This is a genomic window from Pseudomonas sp. TE36184 (genome assembly GCF_054060055.1).
In genome coordinates this window covers 700,569-720,185 of sequence record NZ_JBSSCU010000001.1, presented here as the reverse complement: position 1 = coordinate 720,185, position 19,617 = coordinate 700,569, and the positions used below count along the sequence as shown (strand labels likewise).

General features: G+C 61.0%; 16 protein-coding genes. All 16 read right to left on the bottom strand.

Annotated features, from left to right (window positions below):
• Position 1 precedes the first annotated feature (1 nt).
• Positions 2–1,114, bottom strand: coding sequence for an OmpA family protein (locus ACVWZP_RS03330; protein WP_457369367.1), 1,113 nt, complete (start codon positions 1,112–1,114; stop codon positions 2–4).
• Positions 1,115–1,137: 23 nt separating this feature from the next.
• On the bottom strand, positions 1,138–1,578 hold the full coding sequence (gene tssE / locus ACVWZP_RS03325; protein ID WP_102618894.1) for a type VI secretion system baseplate subunit TssE: 441 nt from the start codon (positions 1,576–1,578) through the stop codon (positions 1,138–1,140).
• 3 nt (positions 1,579–1,581) lie between these two features.
• Positions 1,582–2,118 (bottom strand): type VI secretion system lipoprotein TssJ, encoded by a 537-nt coding sequence (gene tssJ, locus ACVWZP_RS03320; protein WP_457369366.1) that lies wholly within the window; start codon positions 2,116–2,118, stop codon positions 1,582–1,584.
• A complete protein-coding gene (gene tssG / locus ACVWZP_RS03315) occupies positions 2,099–3,196 on the bottom strand; it encodes a type VI secretion system baseplate subunit TssG (protein WP_046383723.1) in 1,098 nt (365 codons plus the stop codon). The genes tssJ and tssG overlap by 20 nt, the downstream gene beginning before the upstream one ends.
• Positions 3,160–4,929 carry a type VI secretion system baseplate subunit TssF gene (tssF, locus tag ACVWZP_RS03310; RefSeq protein WP_457369365.1) on the bottom strand — a complete coding sequence of 590 codons (1,770 nt, stop codon included), beginning with the start codon at positions 4,927–4,929 and terminating at the stop codon, positions 3,160–3,162. Before tssF ends, tssG begins: the two co-directional genes overlap by 37 nt.
• 24 nt (positions 4,930–4,953) lie before the next feature.
• Positions 4,954–6,540, bottom strand: a complete 1,587-nt coding sequence (gene tssA, locus ACVWZP_RS03305) for a type VI secretion system protein TssA (protein ID WP_457369364.1) — start codon at positions 6,538–6,540, stop codon at positions 4,954–4,956.
• On the bottom strand, positions 6,537–7,316 hold the full coding sequence (locus ACVWZP_RS03300) for a sterol desaturase family protein (protein ID WP_457369363.1): 780 nt from the start codon (positions 7,314–7,316) through the stop codon (positions 6,537–6,539). Before ACVWZP_RS03300 ends, tssA begins: the two co-directional genes overlap by 4 nt.
• A 73-nt stretch (positions 7,317–7,389) precedes the next feature.
• Positions 7,390–10,746 (bottom strand): ImcF-related family protein, encoded by a 3,357-nt coding sequence (locus tag ACVWZP_RS03295; protein ID WP_457369362.1) that lies wholly within the window; start codon positions 10,744–10,746, stop codon positions 7,390–7,392.
• Entirely contained in the window at positions 10,733–11,743 is a 1,011-nt protein-coding gene (locus ACVWZP_RS03290) for a hypothetical protein (protein ID WP_457370384.1), read from the bottom strand. The genes ACVWZP_RS03295 and ACVWZP_RS03290 overlap by 14 nt, the downstream gene beginning before the upstream one ends.
• A gap of 107 nt (positions 11,744–11,850) precedes the next feature.
• Positions 11,851–12,114, bottom strand: coding sequence for a PAAR domain-containing protein (locus ACVWZP_RS03285; RefSeq protein WP_275959689.1), 264 nt, complete (start codon positions 12,112–12,114; stop codon positions 11,851–11,853).
• Positions 12,111–14,453 (bottom strand): T6SS phospholipase effector Tle1-like catalytic domain-containing protein, encoded by a 2,343-nt coding sequence (locus ACVWZP_RS03280; protein ID WP_457369361.1) that lies wholly within the window; start codon positions 14,451–14,453, stop codon positions 12,111–12,113. The genes ACVWZP_RS03285 and ACVWZP_RS03280 overlap by 4 nt, the downstream gene beginning before the upstream one ends.
• Positions 14,441–14,971 (bottom strand): DUF3304 domain-containing protein, encoded by a 531-nt coding sequence (locus ACVWZP_RS03275; RefSeq protein WP_262376954.1) that lies wholly within the window; start codon positions 14,969–14,971, stop codon positions 14,441–14,443. The genes ACVWZP_RS03280 and ACVWZP_RS03275 overlap by 13 nt, the downstream gene beginning before the upstream one ends.
• A gap of 138 nt (positions 14,972–15,109) precedes the next feature.
• On the bottom strand, positions 15,110–15,793 hold the full coding sequence (locus ACVWZP_RS03270) for a DUF3304 domain-containing protein (RefSeq protein ID WP_231589907.1): 684 nt from the start codon (positions 15,791–15,793) through the stop codon (positions 15,110–15,112).
• The gene (locus ACVWZP_RS03265) at positions 15,781–16,308 is read right to left on the bottom strand and encodes a DUF3304 domain-containing protein (RefSeq protein WP_457369360.1); all 528 of its coding nucleotides are present in this window, start codon (positions 16,306–16,308) and stop codon (positions 15,781–15,783) included. Before ACVWZP_RS03265 ends, ACVWZP_RS03270 begins: the two co-directional genes overlap by 13 nt.
• 75 nt (positions 16,309–16,383) lie before the next feature.
• Positions 16,384–17,154 carry a DUF4123 domain-containing protein gene (locus ACVWZP_RS03260; RefSeq protein WP_057006126.1) on the bottom strand — a complete coding sequence of 257 codons (771 nt, stop codon included), beginning with the start codon at positions 17,152–17,154 and terminating at the stop codon, positions 16,384–16,386.
• 10 nt (positions 17,155–17,164) lie between these two features.
• Positions 17,165–19,564 (bottom strand): type VI secretion system Vgr family protein, encoded by a 2,400-nt coding sequence (locus tag ACVWZP_RS03255; protein WP_457369359.1) that lies wholly within the window; start codon positions 19,562–19,564, stop codon positions 17,165–17,167.
• Positions 19,565–19,617 lie beyond the last annotated feature (53 nt).

Genomic DNA, 19,617 nt, shown 5'->3' with positions numbered 1-19,617 from the left:
CTCAGTCCACGGCCACCGTGGCCTCGCCGCAGGCCCCTGTCTGCGGCACCAGGTGAATATCCACGCGACGGTTCGCGGCGCGCCCGACGTCGGTTTCATTGCTGGCAATCGGCTGACTGGCCGCGAAGCCCTGGACGGCAAAGCAACTGTCGGCGATGTCGCCCATGCGCTGCATCCAGTCGCGCACGGCAGAGGCGCGGGCATGGGACAGCGCCAGGTTCTGTTCGACGGAACCGGTCGCGTCCGTATGCCCGGCGACCACGATCAGCCAGCCGGGTTGGGCTTTGATGTCGACCAGGGCATTGATCAGCACCTTGGCCGAGCCTGGCTTGAGCGTGGCACTGCCGGCATCGAACAGCGACAGGCTGTCCAGTCGAACGGGGTCGGGCATAAGGGGTTCAGTGCCTGGACCGGCCAACCACATGCGCCAACCGAACCCTGCGAGCAAGGCAACGATCAGCGCCCCGACCAGCCCCCACAGCGCGATGCGTGGCCGGCGTGCCACCACTGCGGGTGGCGGCAGGATCACCACGGGGCTCACCAGCGCCGGCGCCGGCAACCTGAGCGGCGCGAGCATCGTGCCGTCCGGCGCGGGGCTTTGCTCCAGGCGCTGGATCAAGCCGCCGACCTGATAGCGCAGGGCGTGCAGCGGTTGTAGAGGGTGGTCTAGATGAGCCCGCAAACGCACCTGCAAACGGGCCAACTCAAGGTCCAATTGAACCAGCGCGGGCACGCCGTGGGCGGTCATCGCCCGGCTGCGCAGCACCAGTTGCAGTTGCTCGAACAACCATCCCAGCAAGTCCACGCGCGCCGACGCCATCGGCGGCCACAGGCGCACCCACTCACCGCCCAGCGCCTCGATCAACGCCACACCTTGGGTGATGCCCTCGACCCCATGACGCTGGCCGCGAGCCAAGGTGTAAAAGCACGCGCTGTGCAACTCTGCGCCGTTTTGCTGGAACAGCGCAAGGCAGCCTTGCTCGACCTTGGCCCAGTCCACATCCGGGCAGGCGGGATGGCTGAGCTTGGCCAATTCCTCGCGCAAAACGATGAACTCACTGAAGCCGCGCGGATCACCGCCGACTTGAATACGCATCCCAAACAACGCCGTCATCGGGTTTCCCTTGCGTTATCGGTTCAAGGCTTCGACAGGTAATGCTGTCGCTTCAAGTGACGCACCAGCACCCGGCCTTCGGGGGTCAGGCGGGTGCCGAAGGTCACGTGCTGCCCATCCTTCAATTGCATGTCCAGGGCATACTCCAGATGCCCCGGCAGCACCTGGGGCAGCAGCTCGATGGTGATCGCCGCCAGACGTGGCTCGTACTTGAGCAACGTGTCGGTCATGACGCCGATCAGGCCTTGGGCCGTGGCGGGCAACCCTTGCAGGATCAGGCCCATGTCCGGCAGCCCGTAATCCGGCAGATGGCTGAGCGCGCCCGCTCGGCTGTTGAGGATGCGCTGCAGGTTGTCCAGCACCGAGAGGGTGTGCTGGTCCGCCTCGCAGACCCGCTGCAGGTCCAGTTCACCGGCGAAATTCTGCAACAGGCGTTCGTAGAGCGAAGGGGTGTACTCGGTCATGGCTCAATCCTTCGTCAATGGGCGCAGGATCAAGCGGTTATCGCCCAGTTCGATCACCCGTGCGCGATCCGGGTCGAGGTCGTCACGCGTCAATGTCAGGCGCCAGCTGTTCTGCCGGGTATCGGGGTCGCGAAACAACGCCACCAACGTGACAAACTGCGTGTCCTTGTCCATCGGCACGTTCAACTGAGCGCCTTCTTCGGGCTTTACCACCACCGAGTGTTTGTCCAATAACTCACGCGCGAGCAAGCGCTCGTCATCGCCCAGCAGGCCTTCGTAGGTCGCCAGCTCCACCGCCTTGCTGTCGCGCAATTGGTAAACCCGCACCAGGGTCGGCACCGACAACGCACGCATGTCCGTGGCATCGGTGTTCAGCGCCGTGCGCGCGCTGAAATCCAGATGCAGGGTGTTGACCCGCTTGTAGAAGATCGCCTTGGCGGTGGATGCCGTGCCATCCGCCACGGTCTGGGCCAACCCACAACCGCCGAGCGGTAGCGTGAAAGCCGCCAGCAGCACAAGATTAAAAACGGTACGCGACATGCTGTGTCTCCCTGTTGCGCGGGTTAATCGAAAGGCCTTGGTAGCGCCCCAGGTTGATCGTGAGGGTCTCGTGTTCCGTCGTGCGCCAGGCGCTGTCTCCCAAGCCCAGTACACCGGTCATGCCGAGCCGGAGGGTGGCCAGCCCCAACACCGGCGCAGGCAGGCTGTGCAACGGCAGCGACAAGCGCAGCTTCGCCGTGCAACGCCACCCCAGGTAAACGCGCAACAGCACCCGCAGGTCGCGGTGTAGCTGGCCGTCGGGGAGCCAGCCACGGGCTTCCTGGGCGTGCTCGGTATAGAGCGTCAGACCGAACTGGCTGTTGGCGTCGCGGCCGATACGCCCCAGCGGCGTGCCCTGGGCCAGGCTCACCGGACGTTGCCGGGAGAGGCTGGCCGGCGCCGCCAACGTAATGTTCTGCGGCCAATGCGGAGTCACCTGCACCTGGGTGTCGGGGGCGAGCAATTTGACCAGTGCGACGATGCCTTGCGCATTCCGCGTGGGCAGGCGCATCACGCTGAGCAAGGCCAGAAAGCGCGAGACCGGCGTGGCGACCTGTTGCGCGGTGCCGGGAATGCCCAGGCCGATCAGGCCCAGCAGGCATTGCGAGGTGGCATCGGTGCCGCCCGCTTCGAACGTCGCCGGGTAGGAGTACTTGCGCCAGATCCGGTAGAACTGGGTGAAGATCCGGTGATTGAACATATCCAGGAAGGCTTCCAGCGCTTCATGCCCCTCCCGACGCTGCGCGATGTCATCCAGGTACACGGTCGGCATCGGCGAATCGACCCCGTACAACCCAAGCAAGCGCGTGCGTACCGTCGCCGCTCGCTCCGGGTGCGCTTCATCGATTTCAATCGACTTCAACTCGCCGGCCGGAAAGCCCATGCCCGGATCGGGCCGAAAGCGCACGGCGTCATCCGCCGGGTGCGCGGTGCTGCCCAGCGGCGGATGGTCGGGCAAGGCCTGTTCCAGCAACTGGCAAAAACGCTGCAGATTGGCCTCGGCCACCTGGCCCTGTAAGGCATCCAGCAAACCGCTGGCTTTCAGCCGGGAATACGCTGACTGTGATTCTCGTTCCATCGCAGGCACTTTCCAGTAGGTTGCAGGATCAGCGTGAGCTGGGTGTACACATGAATGTCGGCATACAAGGCGAAGAAGCGATTGAGCATCTCGCCGAACAGGCTGATGTCGCCCTCCCCTGAAAAGCCGTTGGCATCGAGGGTGATCTCGATATCCACGCCGCGTAGCAAAAAGCCTTTCTCGAAACGTTGGACCAAGTGATGACGGACCTCGACGATCGCCGCCAGACGACGACGGTTGAGTTCGCTGCCCGTCCAGTCGTACAAGGCCAATGTGCCGCGCAACACCTCGGCGTTGTCGAGCATCGGCAGGAAGTTCGAGCCCAGGTGACTCAGCACCCGCCAGTGAAAGCGGTCGCGGTTCGGCGGGTAGCACGGCAAGCTCGGCGCACACAGGTTGCGCACCCGCAAACCGGCCTGGGGGCTTTGCACCAGCGTGTCGAGCACGGTGCTTTGCAGCGCCTTGCGCGGCAATTGGCCGTGGGTGCCGGTCAGTCGCAACGACAGGCTTTCACGCGTGCGCAGGCGGTCGCTGTCGAAGCCCTCGCCGCCGAGGATCAGCCAGGTGTCATGCAAGCCATTGGCGGCGCGCTTGAGGCGCGTATGGAAGTAGCGTTCGGGAGCCTCGTCACGCAACATGCCGCCCTTGTGGCGAAAGCTGCTGAACGGCACATAGTCCTGGCGCTCGGCGTTTCGCGAGGCGGTCACGCGGTCCACCGAATAGATCTCGGTATGGCCGTCCTGCAAACGCATGGGGCGCAGCAGGTAGTCGCTTTGCAACGGTGCCAGGGTCAGCGGGTCGGCCTCCAGCGCGAACAGGTTGATCACCGGCACCGCATGCAGGCGGATATGCTCGCGGCTCAGGTCGAAATCGGCCGGCCAGGGTTCGCGCAACACCACTTCAAGCTCGAACCAGGCGGCGTCGGGAGCAATCTGCAGGTGCTCCAGGCCACACAGGGTCACGAACATGAATTTTTCGCGGAAACTGAAATACTCCAGCAATAACTGATAACCGCTGAACGCACTGTCGCCCTTGGGCCACAGCCGGTCTTCATCGGCAAACCCCTTGGGGGCAAAATGCCCGACGACCGGCTGGCGTTCGGTCTGGCCGGGCCAATGCACGAACATCGCTTGCACATTCAGGGTCAGCGCCTGATGCAAAGCACTGGCCAAAGGGGCTTCGGCATTCAGGTACAGCGGCACGCGACTCAGGTCGATCTGGCTCCAGTCGGTCAACGCGCCGCAGGCAAAACGCAGGCGCAACACGGAGCGACCATCCGGGGCGAAGCCGCGCCCGACCGAGGCCAGGGCCAACGGGCGCAGGGCCAGGTCCTGGGTGGTGGTGTAGCGGCAACGGGTACTTTGGGGCCCGATGGGTTGCGACAGCACTTCAAAGCCCTGCGCGATCATCTCGCTGTGCTTCATCTGCGCCAGTTCCGGCACCAGTTCGACGATCGACAGCGACGGGATGGTGCGCAGGTAATGTGGCCAGAGCAGGCTGACCAGGCCTTCGGTCAATTCCGGCAGGTCATCGTCGAGTTTTTCCCGCAGGCGGCCCATCAGGAACGCGAAGCCCTCGAACAGGCGCTCCACATAGGGGTCTTGCGCCCCCGGTTTGTCCAGGTTGAGCTGTGCCGCCCGATCCGGGAAGGCCTCCGCGAATTCCTTGCCGGCCTCGCGCAGGTAGCGCATTTCGGCATCGAAATAGCGCAGTGTGAGATTGTCCATGTTCACAGAACGACTCCTGATAGATAAGGGTTAGCCGCACAGCACGGCGGCGCGTACCGGGTCGATGGCGACCAGCGCCGCCAGCAGGGTTTCCATGCGCCGCGCCAGGCTGGGTTTGTCGGCGTCGTTGCGTTGGGCTTTCACGCGCAGCAGCTTGAGCAGGCGCGCCTTGACCTCGAAATGCAGCGCCGGCTCCCAGTCGGCCAGGGCCTGGCGTTGCGCGGTGGCGTCCAGTTCCCCCAGCAGGTGAATGGCCAGGTCGCTCTTGCCATGCTGTTCGGCCACCCGCGCCATCAGCAAGCGCAGCAGCCAGCGCTGGCGCCCGCTGTCGATACCGGGCCGCGCAGCCAGCCACGCCAGCGCGTGATCCACGCCGTCGCTGTCGGCCTGGGCCACGGCCTCACCTTCCAGGGACAAGATGTCCGCATCACTGCTGGCCACGGCCGCCGAGGGTACGGGCAGCCATTGCTGGGGTTGGTTGCCGCTGACGTGCTGGGCAATCCACTCGCGGGTGGTTTCGTCGGCGAACGGGGTGCCGTCACTCCAGCACAGCACCTCCAGACCCGGCAGGCGCTCGAGGAACATGCCCAGGTCACGTTTGGTGATAGCGGCCCAGCGGTCCTGCGGTGCGGGTTGTTTGCTCAAGGCCTGATACAGGTACCATTGCAGGTCGAGCCAGAAATGGTTCACGCCTTCGGCATACATCCGCTCGACCTGTTCGATCAACTCCGCCCAGTTCTGTTGCAGGTACAAACGCTTGAGCTGTGCCCGATAGTCTGCACGCGGCGGCGCCAGGCGCGTGTTGCCGTCGGCCTCCTGAGGCGGTGTCTGATGCACGGTGTCCCAGCGCAAGCTCTTCATCAGTCGGTGAGCGGCCAGCCAGCCCAAGGGTTGCTCGCGCAGGTAGCTCGCCAGGGCCCGGCCGCTGTCCAACAGGTCCCGCCCGGATTTGATCATCGTCGGCGGCGACGCGTTGGCATGCACAGTCGACTCAAGGCTGGCGGTGTGTTGCGGGACCAATGCGTCCATCCCGCCGGACTGCGCCAGTCGCGCCGACAATGCCGCGTACAGCGGCTGCAGATCCGGACGCTGCTCCGGCGCCCACCCACTCAAGCCGCGCTCCAGCCAGGCGAGCGCGGCGGCGGTGCGCTCGGCTTCGGCCTTGACCACTTCCGGGTACAGCGACAGCGTGTCCAACACCTTGCCACTGGCCAACCATTCCAGGGCCATCTTGCGGCTGTTCGGACGGCTGGGCAGCACCGCGTCGGCAAAGCGCTCCACCAGCGCGGCCAACAGGCTCAAGCCATCCGCCAAACCGAGTTCGCCGTCCTTGTGCAAGCGCGCCCACAGGTAGTACGTGGCGACGCGCAGGTCCTTGCAGCGCTGGGTCAGCAGCTTCTGCGCCAGTTGGGCAACCTGCTCGGCATCGGCACCCGACAGTTTGTTGACTTCTTCGCGCATGCGTTGGAAGTCATCGTCGTAGCCGGGGTCGTCGCCGACAGGGGATTCGGTGCTGATGGGGTGTAGCCAGGGTTGCCAGTGGGCGGCGTGTTCGTGTGCGACAGACAGTGCGTCACGCTCCCCAAGGCAGCGGGCGATCAAGGCGCGCAGGCTCATTCGGCCCCCTCGCTCACACCAGCGGGCTGTGTTACACCCTCATGCTTGCCGCACTTCTGCACACGCTTTTGGAATGGATATAGATGCTGACGCAGAATGCCGTCCGGCAACGGTTCGCCAAACACTCCGTAACGCGTTGGCCAGTCCTTTGCGGGCAATTTGAATGTTCCAAACACCCTATCGATCAGCGGCAGGTGAATCGCATAGTTTTTGTAGCGGTAGTCTGGATGACGGGCATGGTGCCAATGGTGGTAGCGTGGAAGTACCAATACGTATTCCAGCCAACCACCTTTGATGCACACATTGGCATGAGCCAGCACCGCCCGGACGCCGACCAGCACCACATAGGCATTCAATGCCTGCGCAGAAAAGCCCAGCAACATCAGCGGCATCAGTACGGCGGTGCGCGTCAGTAGAACTTCGACAAAGTGGATACGCGAGCCGGCCAGCCAATCCATCGCCGTACTCGAATGGTGTACTGCATGGAAGCGCCATAACCACGGCACCGCATTCTTGGCATACAGCTTTTCCAGCGGAATAAAGACCGCCGCGGAGATGAGGAGCGCCAATCCGAGCAGTAGCAGGCTACGCGCCAATTGTTCGTTGTAAACCTTGCGCAGTTCGGTCGTGGTCAGCCACTCGGGAAGCAAAAAACACAACACGGCCAGCAGACTCAACAGCCCGAGCGCAGCGCAGATATAACCGCTGATACGCCCCTCGCCGAATTTGAATGGAGCGTGGCCATGGTCCCGAAGATAAGTTTTATTTTTTTGCATTACACATCCTTTGTATCCAATACCTGTTAAGGGTGTTCCTTGGTTACGTCAGCGCGCCGATGGCGGCAGTGATTCACCGGAGTTCGAAACTCCCGTTCTGCGCATAGGGTTCTTCTGCGGCGCCCTCATTGAGAAATATCTGTTGCGGCAACCTGAAATCACGCAGCTTGAGCAACGCCAGCGGCCCCGCATCCAGTTCGGTGCGCAGGTGCCACGTCAGGTTCAGGCCGTCGGGCGCCTTGAGGGCCAGGCGGTAGCGGCTGTTGCCGTCGTCCAATGGCGTGACTTGGGCGTTTTCCAGCAGGCGGATCAGGCCCCAGGTGCCGGGGTAGTCGCCAAATAACCGCTCGCCGGCATGCACGCTGGTCCAGCTGAGGCTCACGCCGGGATAGTCGCTGCGCCCCGGCCAGTTGAAACGCTGCCAGCTTTCTTTCTGGTTGAAGTACTGGTGCCGGTCGCCGTTGAGGATGAAGGTGGTTTGCACCACGTCGCGCACGGGTTTGCCTTGCAGTTCAAAGCTCAGCCCCATGCCGCCGTCGGTGTAGAGCACATCGGCCAGTTCGCTCAGTTGATTGATCGCGCTAAGAAACTGCGGGTTGAAACGCAGGCCCTGGCTGTGGCGCGGATCGGCTACCCAACGGCTACCTTCCTTGCGCAGCACGCCGCTCAATTGCTGCTGTAAAAACTGTGCGATGCGCCCGGAGTCCGCGCGGATCATCTGCCCCAACATCGGCAACGACGCATCGCTGGTGGTGGCGGCAAACGGGTAGCGGCTGGCGAAGGCGGCGTTCCAATGGCTGACGATCGAGCGCTGCCAGTGGCTGTTGAGGCCGGCGGCGGAGGGTTGCAACACGCGTTGCCAGGCCTGTTCCAGCGGCTGCACGAACAGCGTCTGCGCCGCCCCGCCCCACTCCGCGCCCAGGCTGGCGGCCAGCAGGGCGCCATAGGATTGGGTGTCGGTGAGGTCGATGCTGCGGCCTTGAAACACGCTTTGTGCCAGGGCCTGGGTCATTTCCAGCGGGTCGGGCGCGGTGCTGATCTGCTGCAGTTTCAAACGCACCCGTGTCACGCGGGTGAGGAAGGCCGGGAGACTGAGGCCGTCTGTGTTGGACTTGTCCAGCAGCGCCAATAACGGGCCGAAGGTCGCCGCCAGCGGCCCCGTGGCGGCCTGGGCCAACGGTTCGATCGCTGGAGCCTTGTCCGGCCCGATCAACTTTTGCGCGGACTGCACCAGCGAGTCGGCCAGGGCCTGGGGTCGGCTGCCCGCCTGCGCCTGGTAGGCCACGCTGTTCAGCAGCGCGATCAAGGGCGATTGGCGCACGTCGCTCATCAGCGTCAATTGGTCGATTGACTCATCGAGACTCGCGGCCTGCTGCCAGCGCAGGCTGTTGAGCAGATCCTGCCAGGCGCTGGCGTAGTCCTGGAAGTAGCGTTCGGTGAGGCGGTTGCGCAGTTGGTCAGGGCTCAGGCGGGTGTCGACATCGGCAGGTTGGTCGCTGAGCACCCAATCGATTTCCTCGCGGCGCGCCTCGGCGATCGCATCGATGGCGTGGCGCACCGAGCCTTCCCAGGCCTGGCGGGTGAACACGCCGGGCACGCAGGCCTCGGTGGTGAACAGGGCCTGGGCGTCGGTGTCGCCGACCAGTTGCGGCAGGCCCAGGGCCGGGTAGTGATGGGCGGCGTCATCGAGCAATTGCTGGTACAGATTGGCTTCGGCATTGCGCTGACCCAGTTGGCCGAGCAGGACCTGCCGGACTTGCGCGACCAGCCGCGCATCGGTGTCGATGCGCCAAGTTGGATTGGCGGCCAGGTGTTCAGCGTAAAACTGCCACAAAGTGGGGCCCAGGGCTTGCCAGAGGCCCGCGCGGGAAGGCTCGACTTCGCCGAGGGTTTTCACCAGCAGACTGGCGTCGGCTTTTGCCGGACGCGCCATCATCAGGTAGGCCTTGAGCTGGTCGTAGGCAGCACGGGCGCGTTCGGCGCGCTCGGGATTGTCCGGGGCCAGCTTGACCAGGGCCGTGAGCTGCTGGCGTAAAGCGGCGACGGCCGGGTCGCGGATCAGGCGGTTATTGGCTTCGACGTAGCGCGGCCACACGGTTTCAAGCAGCACTGGGTTTTGATTCAGGCCGAAGCGCTGATACCACGGAGCGCCGCCTTGAACGCGATCATCCAGACGCGCCAATTCGCGGACCAGTTCATGAAGGGCCTGGAGCTGTTCGTCGCCTTGTGATGCGCGTTGCAAGGTCGACAACGAGCTGTGTACCTGGGCGATCTGCGTGCGGTTGCTGATGAATGACAGCAGCAGTCCTGCTCCCCATAACGTCGCCAAACCCAGCACCAGCGCGTAGCCAACTCGCGGCACGCTCCAACCCAGTCGGCGGCCACGGGCGTTATCGCCGAGTACGCCGTGCCACACCGGGGCCACCGACCACGCCTGTTGTTGATCATGCGGCGAGCGCTGTACCGGCAGGCTGAACCACACCCCCCGCAACGGCACGCCACGGGCAAATTCGCCGGCCAGATGCGCCAAGGTGTGACGCCAACGATCAATGCCCTCGCCCTTTAAATCCCGCGACAGACGCAGCAGAAAATCATCCTTCATCACCGCGTTCATCTGCGCCAAACCCGCGCGACGCAAAGGCTCCAGCAAACGATTCAGCGCGGCGTCCAATACCGCCGCCGAGAAGCGCGCGGGCAACTGACAGCCCACCGGCTGCGCTTTGCGCGTGTCCTGCGCCCATGCACTGCCGCAGACCTGCCAGAGGGATAACGGCAACTGCCAGCGCAAGTCACGGGCAAGGCGCTGCACCTGGCGTACACCTTTGCCCATCGCGACATCGTCGGCGGCCTGGGTTTCGTTCAGCGCCCAGACGACTCCGTCCAGCGCACGCCAGCGGCTGAGGCCGCTCCATTGCTTGAGGAAAGACTGATCCAGCGCGGCCTGCGCACTGCCGCCCCACAGCAGGACAGTGCCTTGGCCTTCGAGCCATTGGTGAGCGGCCAGGGTGGGGGCGATGGCTTCGATTTCGGTGGGTTCGCCGATGATGAGCAGCAGGCGGGTTTTGTGGCGCCAGAAGAGGCCGTAGTGCTCGCGTAGGTGCTCGCGCACTTTTACCGCATCTGGCGACGCGGGTTCCCGGTTCAATCGCGAGTTCGGCGTTTGGGTGACCGCCCTCACGACCTGCTGTGCCTGGCGAAACGCCAGACGATCCCAGGCCAGCAAAATGACCGGGCAGAACCAGCAGAGCGCGAACCACACCCCCAGCCCCCACAGCAGCAATTGCTTGAGCGGCATTTTCGGCCAGCCCAGATAGCCGCTGCACAAGCCATACAACAGACCACCGAGCAGTACCAGCAGCGTCATGATCAGCAGATAGCCCAACCCCACGCGAACCAACGAGCCCTTACCCACATCCTTAACTGTTGCCATAAGGCACCGCCACTCCAATCGCCAATCGTTGGTTTCCATCCTGGCTCAGCCAACCACAGGGCTGACCCGTCGCCCCCGCTTGCAGCAATGCCAGGGACATCCCGATAAACGGCGCCAGGTGCGCCAGCACGCCCCATTGCCCGGCCAGTTGATGTTCGACCGTCGACCAACCGCCCTCTACAAACGCAGCCTGGCTGGCTCGATCCAGTGCCAGGCAGGTGGTCGGCGCAGATTGCAGTCCGGCGTAACGCTGCATCTGTGCACACAGCTCGACGGGCGACTGGCTTGCAAGGTATTCACCGCGATGCACCAACTGCCGCCCCGGCCAGCTCACTCGCCAGAAGAAACCCGCTTCACCCCCCAGCTCGCCCTCTTCGGCACTTGCCACCGACGCCACGCCGGCGCACAACAACCAGTCGTCCTCGCCACGGCAATCGCGATGGAAGGTATCGATCAGGTCATCCAAATCAGTCAGGTTCTGTAGCAGCAAACGGGCCTCGGGCAACACCACTCCCGCCCGGACCAACGCCTCAACGAAAGCAGCCTGGCCGCTCTCATCCCCCACCCAGGCAATTGCCCGCAACTGTGGCCAGCACTCGGACAACCCCGGGAGGGCCAAGGTTAAACGGGCGAGATGCCGTGCCAGTGCAGGTTCACGCTCGCTGATCAAGCTCAGCGACAGTGGGCAACGCAACATGGGCTGTGTAGCGCCGGGTATCGCCAAGGGTGGCGAGACGCTTGTCATCAAGTTCAGGTAGTCTTCTTGCATGTCACCCGCCGGGCCGAGCAACAACACATCCTGCACCGGTAAACCCAGCGAGCGCCGTTGCCACCAAGCCTGCATGGCGGCCTCCAGCGCGCGCAGATACACCTTGCGGTTGAACAGCTCGATCTGCCACACCAACACACGCACCGCCAGAATCAGCGCCCAGCACAGAGGCAGCACCGCACTCCACAGCCACCATTCCAGGCGCGGTTGCGCCTGGGGCCACAGCATCAGCAAAACGGCCGACTGCACTCCCCACGGCAGTGCCAACCCCAACCACCAACTGCGCCAACGCGGCTCGCCCGGTTCGATAACGTCGGGGTACTCAGGCGGACGGTTCATGGCGCAACCACCATTGAAGTGGCCGGCAGGGTGCTGACCAACTGGCAACCACACGCGCAACGATGGCCGTGCAGCGCCACAGGCTTGCCGTCCATGGTTGAACCCGAAGCGCCTTCGATAATGTGCGTAATGCCATGCAGGTTGCAGCGAACTTGATCATCCACGCAGGCCACTGGTTTGCCGAAGGATTTGTAGTGCCCCGACAAAACCTCACCGCCAAACGGGTGCAGTGGGTCGCCCATGCGTACCAGGGGCATCATGACACCAGCTCCTTAACCTGTTCGACCAACCCGCCAGTGCGTTTCAGATAGTCCAACATGTTCTGCCTGCGCAGGGCCTCTTCACCCTCGATAATGGCTTGCGTTTGCTGCGCCACCACCTCACCGATCGCAAAGGTCGGTTGCAGGATTTTCTCCGCCCCGGGCAGGAAAGGCTCCACTTTGCCACTGACGACATCGATCACCTGGTAGCCCACTGATGCACCAGCCAGCGTGCCTGCCAGACCTTTCCAGCCATGACGACGGATGCTGTACACCCCGCCCAGTACCAATGCGATGCCCACCACACGCCCGGCCACCACCACCGGGGTCATACGCTTGTTGGTCTCGTCGCCGAAATACACCATGCGGTAACGAAAATAATCCCCCCACAACTCCCGTGAACTCGTAGCGTCGTGCATAAACCAGGCACGCGAGTCATGCATCTGGTCGTCAAATAGCCCGACCAGCGCAGCTTTCTGCGGCGAATCGCTGACGCGAAACTTATTGCTGTTGTTCCCGAGCTCAACAAACAGCTCCTTGGCGCGCATTTCACCCTCGGCCTTGATCCGCTCATACTCCTGCTGCTCGTCGTCGTCATTGAGCAGGTACACCGTGTCCCTAAGCGCCACATCGACGACCCAGCCTGCCACGCTGGTCTGATCGCGCCGCCAACCTTGGTAGTCGTGTTCGAACTCCACAGCGGCCTCGCGGATCTGCTGCTGATCCCTTACCGGTTCGTAAGCCGGCGGGCTGGCCGTTCCCAACAGAAGCTGTGCTTCGTTCTCCTGACCCCGGGCCGCCTTGCGCTTTTCTTTGGCGATGGCTATCTCAGCCTCACGTTTGGCTTTTTGCGCCGCTTCCAGCGATGCATTGGTCTGTGTGGCTTGGCCGTAAAAAGGTTGATTGACGTAACTGCCACGGCCCAGACGCTCGATGCGCCAGCCAGTGAGCCAGGCCAATTGCGCGGCCATGGCGTCTTCGAGGGAGTGGCCCAGGCGTAGGGATGGGCCGTTAGACGGGGTTGGTGGGGTGGTTTCTTCGGTTAGGCCCAGGGTGTTGCGCCAGGCGTTGAAGCGGTCGATGAGTACCTCATCAAGAACGAACTCGTAGTCGCTCTCTGTCGACATGGTGCGCTCTGGTTTAATCTGCCGCAGCTTATCCGGCACCACCGTCTTAGGCACCGTCAACGGTGCACCAGCCGCAAAAGCCTCCGCATACAGGTCATGCAGCACAATCTGCGACAGCAACTCGCCCGAACCGCCTCGCGCCTTGCCTTGATCCCCCGGTGGGTAACCGCCGCCCACATCCGAGTGCACTCCGGGGTAGACCACCTCTCGGGCATAAGGGGGATAAAGGCCATCTGCATAACGGATCGAGTCCAACGGGAAGCACAAGCGCTGCTCATGGGCCGCGACAAAATGCCGGCAGACCTTGATCCACTCGGGGAATATCTTGACATCGGGTAACTGCTGCGTGCCATCGGCCCAGTCCATATGCCCGTCGGCAAAGGGCGCGGCATGGGCGCTGCCCACCGAAGCCACGGTGTCAAGCAAGCCAAGAAACTCGATGGTCAACGGCAGTCCCAATAATGCCTGCTCTGGGTGTTCGGCCCCTTGCGGGGTATCGAACAGCTCACTCAACCAGGTAACGAAGGTACGAGCCTCGGCCGCCCCACGGGAAAAACCATAGACGAACAACTTGATCGCCAGCACCTTAGGCTGCACGGTCGCGACCTTGGTCCGCAAGGGCTCCAGCAGCGAGGCCATCGCCTGGCGCCGGCTGCTTTTACCCAGCGCAGTCAGCGGCCAGGTGGTGGCCATGGCTTTGAGCTTGGCCTGGGCGACTGGCAGATCCAACCCCTGCTTGTTGTTCAGGGTGAAGGACAGCGCATCGGCAATTTGCAATAGCCCCCAATTAATCCTGTCCTCCCCTCGATTGGCGAAGGCCAACCCGCGCATGCTGAAGTCCAGCTCGCCAATTTCAGGGAAAGGGGTGCCCACACCGGGGATGTAATAACGAAAGTAGCCACTTTCCGGCTGCTCCAGAGTGGCGTGGTAGAGCCGAGCGATATTGGTCGGATGGGGCGGCGTGGCCTTATGGGTGTCGTAGGGTTCATTGTTGTTAGTACCGTCAAAGAACAAGCTGATATGCAGACTGCGTGCGCAAGTGGAAGCACCACGCAAACCGCGCCGCGCATTCAACTCCTGGCGATACCGCTCCGTCTCGGCCATTTGCAAGTCGTAATTATCGCTTACCTTCTGCGGATCACTGGGTAGACGCCCCGCCTTTGGAAATAAGGCCGGCACATAAACCGATTCGGTGCTCTTCACTTCGGACATATAGCTGGCTCCTTCATTTCCAATGGTTCTTTAATCGGATATCCAGGTTGGCCATAAGCCATACAGGCAGTTGTGACTTTGATCTGATTGCACGGCAAGAAATGAACTTTTAATGAACACAGCTTTTCTATCTCATAAGCTGGGAGATCTACTATGGCACTGTGTTGTTTGTAGTTGGTTTTATGTTTGGCCATAAAAGTTCGAAATGCATCCGAGCCTAAAGGCGGAGATTTTGCATAGGGGTTCGGGTCAGTTTCCCACTCCACTTCAAGCTTCAAGCCTGGCTGCCATTGCCTTGGCAACATCGCACAGCACATCCCACCACCATAACCATGCGGAGATATATTGGCGCCGCCATAGCCATTCACCGAAAAGTAATTAATGGCCGCTGACGTGTGGTTCACTCCATTCAAATTTCCCGCTAAAAATTTAGACTCCCCCACCGAGCACCCAGCCAGTAACAAAAGCAAACAACCGCCCAACCATCGGCACATAGCACTGCCTTCTAAATAGTTCATCCCATGCTCCTTATTCACACTTAAGCTCTGTAAGAAAAATACCTGCACCAAACCTCTTTCATTCAGAACCTCCTGCGACTCACTGGATAAACATCCTTTCTTGGAAAAAGTCAGACACATAAACCGATTTGGCGCCCTTCACTTCGGACATACGGCTGGCTCCTTCATTTCCAATGGCTCTTTGATGGGGCTATTGGGTGACGGATAGCGCCAACAGGAGGTGGATACCTTGACTTGATTGCAGGGTAAAAAATGCACTTCCAACGCACACAATCTATCCTCATAAGGAGGAAGCTCTACTATGGCGCTATGTTGTTGGTAGTTCGCTTTATGCTTGGCATAAGCTTCTTCATCAGGACCGTACCCGGATGTTTTTCGCTTAAGCCTCGCATAAGGATTAGGATCAGTTTCCCACTCCACTTCAAGCTTCAAGTCTGGCTGCCATTGCCTTGGCAACATCGCACAGCACATCCCACCACCATAACCATGCGGAGATATATTGGCGCCACCATAGCCATTTACCGAAAAGTAATTAATGGCCGCTGACGTGTGGTTCACTCCATTCAAATTTCCCGCTAAAAATTTAGACTCCCCCACCGAGCACCCAGCCAGTAACAAAAGCAAACAACCGCCCAGCCATCGGCACATAGCACTGCCTTCTAAATAGTTCATCCCATGCTCCTTATTCACACTTAAGCTCTGTAAGAAAAATACCTGCGCCAAACCTCTTTCATTCAGAACCTCCTGCGACTCACTGGATAAACATCCTTTCTTGGAAAAGTCAGACACATAAACCGATTCGGCGCTCTTCACTTCGGACATATGGCTGGTTCATTCATTTCCAATGGTTCCTTGATGGGGCTATTGGGTGATGGATAGCGCCAACAGGAGGTGGATACCTTGACTTGATTACAGGGTAAAAAATGCACTTCCAACGCACACAATCTATCCTCATAAGGAGGAAGCTCTACTATGGCACTGTGTTGTTGGTAGTTGGTTTTATGTTTGGCCATAAAAATTCGAAATGCATCCGAACCTAAAGGCGGAGATTTTGCATAGGGGTTCGGATCAGTTTCCCACTCCACTTCAAGCTTCAAGCCTGGCTGCCATTGCCTTGGCAACATCGCACAGCACATCCCACCACCATAACCATGGGGAGATATATTGGCGCCACCATAGCCATTCACCGAAAAGTGATTAATGGCCGCTGATGTGTGGTTCACTCCATTCAAATTACCCGCTAAAAACTTGGACTCCCCTACCGAGCACCCGGCGAGTAAAACAAGCAAACAACCGCCCACCCATTGGTACATAGTGCTGCTTTTTAAATAGCTCACCCTCTACTCCTTATTCGCACCAAAGTTCGGCATGGACCCACTTGCATTGCTCAACAGACAACTAAGGCCTATCAGCTAGACAACATCCGCCCTACTCCAATGCAACTCTGCGTATAATTTCAAGTCACCAAAATAGTTTTCTTGACTGGCTTGCAGCACTACGCGATAACAACATGCAAAACACTGCTCATGGGAAAGTTCCGAAAACCTCGCCCTGGCAACTTCGAACAGATTCTGTGCGTCACTGATGCTGCCCAACCGGTCAAATTGAGCGTCAGCCAAGTTGATGGGAGGAAAGGTTTCAGCCAGGGGCTGATTCGACCGATAGGTACCAGGCTGCCAGACAGGCTGCTGGTCCCGGTTCAGCCAACTCCAGAACAGGGTCACGCGCAGAAATTGCTCTTTCTGTTCTGGGCTCAATACGCTGGCCAACACTTCGGGCATTACGCGGGGGTCATAGAAGCGCAGCAATCCCGACTGGCCTCCCCACTCAAGCTGCGAGAGCCCCTGAAGGGACTTAGCCAAAACATCAAACGGCATAGGTGAAATCAACAGCATGAGGCGTGGCAGATGCCCGACTTGCTCAATCAGTTCTTCCAGCCAGGCTTTGTGCCGCCAGTCGTCGAGGTTGATTCGCATCAAAATGGGCGCCTGCGTCAACAGTGCCTCTTCTGGTGTTGCACTGAATAAAGAAAACCAGCGCATGCCCGGTTCCATAAGGCGAAGGGCCGGCAATAGGGATACATCCCAGGCGGCTTGATCAACCACGACATCGACATGCCCCACGTTCGCGGAACCGCACAGGCTTTCTATTTGCTCGATCCAGCGTGTGTAGTGTTCTTGCATTTTTCTACCCTCAGTCGGTGGCGCGCATGACCGCGCCCGCTGCTTGCGTTTGAGCAATTTTCAGGCACTCTTCGCACACCGACTGCGGCAACTCACGCAAAGGAAAGCGCTGGCTGGTCGTGGTTTCCCAGACGTGTTGGCCTTTAAGGTTGAGCTTGCCCGGGGTGTGGATATCGATAGCGCCGCCGGGTGTGATGCGGATATACCCGCCACCACACGCCAAGGTGATGCCGTTTTTAGCCGTCAGTTGCAGATGCCCCTGTACGGTCTGCAGGGTGATGTCTTGCTGGGCAATCAGATTCAACACGTCGTTGTGGGATTCGATTTCCAGCGGCCCCTTGCCGGACACCAGGCGCATGCCTTCCTGCTGGGCAAGCAGGGAAATGGCCTGATTCGCGTGGACGGACAGCCGTTGAGCGGCTGCCAGGTTGATCTCATCGTTGCTTTGCACATACATCGCCTCGCCGCTTTTGAGCAGCAGGCTTTCAGGGGTTACCGCACCAATGCCCTTGGGCGCACTGAGTAGGATGGCTGAGGCGTTCAGGTCTTTGGCGTGGTCCTGGAACTGTTGCAGACCATCAATGGCGGGTTTGCGACTGCGATGAGACTGGGCGATTGCCTGCCAGTCAGCGATTTGTTGTGTGGCTCCCGCGACCAGATCGGTGGCTGGCGCCATGGTGAGCACATCACCAGAAGCCTTGGCCTGTATATCCGCACTGATGAACAACCCTTTGCCTGCACGAATGCTCCCCCAAGCATCTGTACGTAGCTCAAACCCTTCCCCACGTTTTTTACGCTGACCATCCACCAAATGCCCCAGGTTCAGCTGGCTCTTACCTCCATACTCAGTACTGACCTTGATATGCTCCCGCCCCCGCGTGTCATCCATCCGCAGCTTGTTATTCGCCGGGGTACGCAGCACGTTGCGTTTGTAGTTACGCAAGGTCACATGATCGACATGCTGGCTATCGTGCAACGCGTGCGCGATGTAGGGCCGGTCTGGGTCGCCTTGTTCAAAGGCGATGGCCACTTCGGTGCCGGGAATCAACGGCAGGTGCAGGCCGTGGGTATCTCCGGCGTAGGGGCGGGCTAGGCGTAGCCATAGGCTTTCTTCGCCGGGTTTCCAGGTGTCGCGGTCGAACAGGAAGTTGACCTTGTAGCGCCCTTCGAGGTCGATGTGGCCGTAGGGGTCGTTGGCCTGTGGGCTGGTGACGCGGGCCGGGACGGTGCCGGCGATTTGGGGTTTGGGCTGCAGTGCGGGGCGAAAGCACACGGTGTCTGAATAGGGTATGGCCTGGAACGTGGCGACCAAGCTGCTGTCGCGGGCGGCGGTGGTGGTCAGGCCGGTGATCACCGCGCCCGGTGTGAAGGCTTCGGGCGCGCCGCCGGTGATGTGCAGCACCTGCCCCGGCGCCAACGTGGCGCTGCTGGTGATGCCGCTGAGTTGGGTCTGGGCGTTGAGGTAACGCTCATGGCGCAGGCGTGCGTAGAAGTAGCCGCTTTCACTGAGCAGGTCTTCGTCCTGATCCAGCCGGTCGCCGAGGGTCGTGTAGGGTTCGGCGTAGTGGTAGGCCTCGCCGTAGGTGCCACTGGCGCCGCGGCTCTGGTCGATCTCGCCGCTCAGGTGGGCGCCGGCGTCGCGGGGGTGGTAGGCGCGGATATGCACCTGTTGTTCGACCACCCGGTGGTTCGATTGCAGGTGCCACACCGCGTCCTGCCCGCTGCTGCCCAACCCGGATTGCGGGCGATACGGCAGCGCGATGTCGAACTGGTAGAGGCGCTGATCGTCGCAGAACTCGACCACATCGATACCCAGGCGTTCGTCGCTGGTGAAGCGGTACCAGATGCCGACGTCGGCGAGCAGGCGCTCGATGAAGGCCAGGTCGCTTTCGCCGTATTGCATGACCTGCTCGCGCCTGGGGTAGTCGCGTTTCAGGCTGAACAGAAAGTCCTGGCCTTCAAAATCGTGGCGGCTGCGCAGGATGCTTTCGACGATCTGTGGCACGGATTGATGCTGGTAGATGCGAAATTGTCTGCCTTGGCCGAGCAGGGCCAGGCGCGGCTGCAGAGTGATTTCATAACGGGCCTGGTCGTTCGAGCCGGACTGACGCTTGAAGCCGGTGACCACACCGTGCAAGGTGCGCAGCGGTTTGACCGCGGGCGCGCTGAAGCCTGAGGCCGGTGGTTTTTGCGGGGCGGCGTGCAGGCTGAAACGGGCGTCCTGGCCAAGCAGGGTTTCGGCGGCGAGGTCACGTTCGGTGCTGGTGAATTCCACGCGATAGGTGAAGGGTTGGCTCAGGTGTTCGTGGCCTTCAAAGGCCAACACGTCGAGACGGGCTTCGATGTTGCGCACACTCAGGGTGTGCCGGCCATGATCGAAAAGAACCCTCGGCAGTACGCTGGAAGTCATTCCCTTTACTCCTGGACGCGAAAGCCCAGAGAGTAAAGATTTGTTATCGGTGA